We start from the raw sequence: 1,889 nt of genomic DNA, 5'->3' as shown, positions 1-1,889 counted from the left end.
TCGGCATGAAGGATGCCATGGCGGACCACGGCATCGTCGGTGTAACCGCTCATGTACAGCACCTTAATCCCCGGATACCGGACGCAGATCGCCTCCGCAAGCTGGCGTCCGCTCATCCCCGGCATCACCACATCGGTCACCAGGATGTCCAGACGCGGACGGTCCGCGTCCACCAGTCGCAGGGCGTCCTGGCCGTCGGCCGCCTCGATGACCGCATACCCGCGGGCCTGAAGGGCGAGGAGGGCGATTCTTCGGACATTCGCCTGGTCCTCCACCAGCAGCACGGTCTCCGTTCCGCCCCGCACCAGCGCGACGTCGGCCGCGGCCTCGACGGGTTCCGAGGCATCGGCGACGGGAAGGTACACCTTGAACGTCGTGCCGATCCCGACCTCGCTGTACACCTCCACATGGCCCCCCGACTGCCTCACGATCCCGAATACGGTGGCCAGCCCCAGGCCCGTTCCCTTGCCCTCCCCCTTGGTGGTGAAGAACGGCTCGAACACCCTCGTCCTCACCTCCTCCGTCATTCCGTGGCCGGTGTCCGTCACGGCGGTCATCGCATACCGCCCCGCCCGGACCTCGTCCCGGCCGGCCGCGTATGCATCGTCGAGAAACACGTCCCTGGTCTCGATCGTCAGCCGACCGCCGGTCGGCATGGCGTCGCGGGCGTTCACGGCGAGGTTCATCAGCACCTGCCCGAACTGGCCCGGGTCGACCTTGACGCGGCCGGCCCGGGGGTCAAGGCTGGTGGTCAGCCGGACGTCCTCGCCGATCAGCCGGGTGAGCATCTTTCCCGTGTCGGCGACCACGCTGTTGGGATCGAGGATTTTCGGCTCCAGGACGGACTGGCGGCTGAACGCCAGAAGCTGGCTGGTCAGGCCGGAGGCGCGCTCCCCCGCCGACCGGATCTCCGTCACCGACTCCCGCCGCGCGTCGGATGCTTCCATTTCGTCGAGCAGGAGTTCGCTGTAGCCGTTGATGACGGTCAGGAGGTTGTTGAAGTCGTGGGCGACGCCGCCGGCCAGCTGGCCGACCGCCTCCATCTTCTGGGCCTGCCGGAACTGGTTCTCCAACTTCCGCCGCTCGGTCAGGTCCCGGATCACGCCAGTGAAGTGCCGGACCCCCTCCAGCCGGAACTCGGTGACCGTGACCTCGGCCGGGAACACCGTCCCGTCCTTTCGGACGGCCTCCACCTCCAGCGTCCCCCCGACCACGCGCGCGTTCCCGGTCCGCAGGTAGGCGGCGAGATACGCGTCGTGGCGGGAGCGGTGCGGCTCCGGCATCAGCACGGAAAGGTTCCTGCCCACCAGGTCGGCCGGCGAGTGCCCGAAGATCCGCTCGATTGACGGGTTGACGGACCGGACCACGCCCCGTTCGTCGATGGTGACGACGGCGTCCAGCACGCTCCGCATGACCGCCCCGAGCAACTCGACCGACCGCTCCCGATCCGTCAGGTCGGACAGGGCGACCAGATACTCCGGCCGGTCGAGGGGCGATAACAATGCCGTCATCGAATACACCGGCACCGCCCGCCCGTCGAGCCGGACGACTCGCATCTCCATGCCGTGAGACGGCCGGCCGACCTCGGTCATCGCCGCCACCCGTTCTCGCAACCGCGCGTGGTAGTCCGGGTGGGCCATGTCGAACGGGTTTGTGCCGAGCAGGTCGTCGGCCGAAGCGGCTCCCATCAGCCGGACGAGCGCCGGGTTGCAGAACACGACCCGGCCGCCGGCGTGGACGAACACCGCTTCGGGCAGCACGTCCAACAGCATCCGGTGCCGTTCCTCGCCCTCCCGGATCGCCTGCTCGGTCCGTTTCAACTCGGTGACATCCACCACGACCACGACGACCGCGGGCGGTCCCGCGTCCGCAGCCCGCGGCTCGTACAT

1 protein-coding gene and 2 pseudogenes are annotated in these 1,889 nt (G+C 68.7%); all 3 read right to left on the bottom strand.

Annotated features, from left to right (window positions below):
* Window positions 1–1,043 (bottom strand): ATP-binding protein (locus BGIM_RS68110; protein ID WP_390565866.1); only part of this gene is annotated, 1,043 nt, incomplete at its 3' end.
* Window positions 1,044–1,121: 78 nt separating this feature from the next.
* Window positions 1,122–1,412, bottom strand: a pseudogene (locus BGIM_RS68105) (PAS domain S-box protein); the annotation flags it as partial.
* 75 nt (window positions 1,413–1,487) lie between these two features.
* Window positions 1,488–1,772: pseudogene (locus tag BGIM_RS68100) on the bottom strand (PAS domain-containing protein); the annotation flags it as partial.
* Window positions 1,773–1,889: the final 117 nt, after the last annotated feature.

It is taken from the genome of Zavarzinella formosa DSM 19928, from assembly GCF_000255705.1.
GTDB classification, from domain to species: domain Bacteria; phylum Planctomycetota; class Planctomycetia; order Gemmatales; family Gemmataceae; genus Zavarzinella; species Zavarzinella formosa.
The sequence above is the reverse complement of the archived record's forward strand: the minus strand, read 5'-3'. Positions and strand labels throughout refer to the sequence as shown.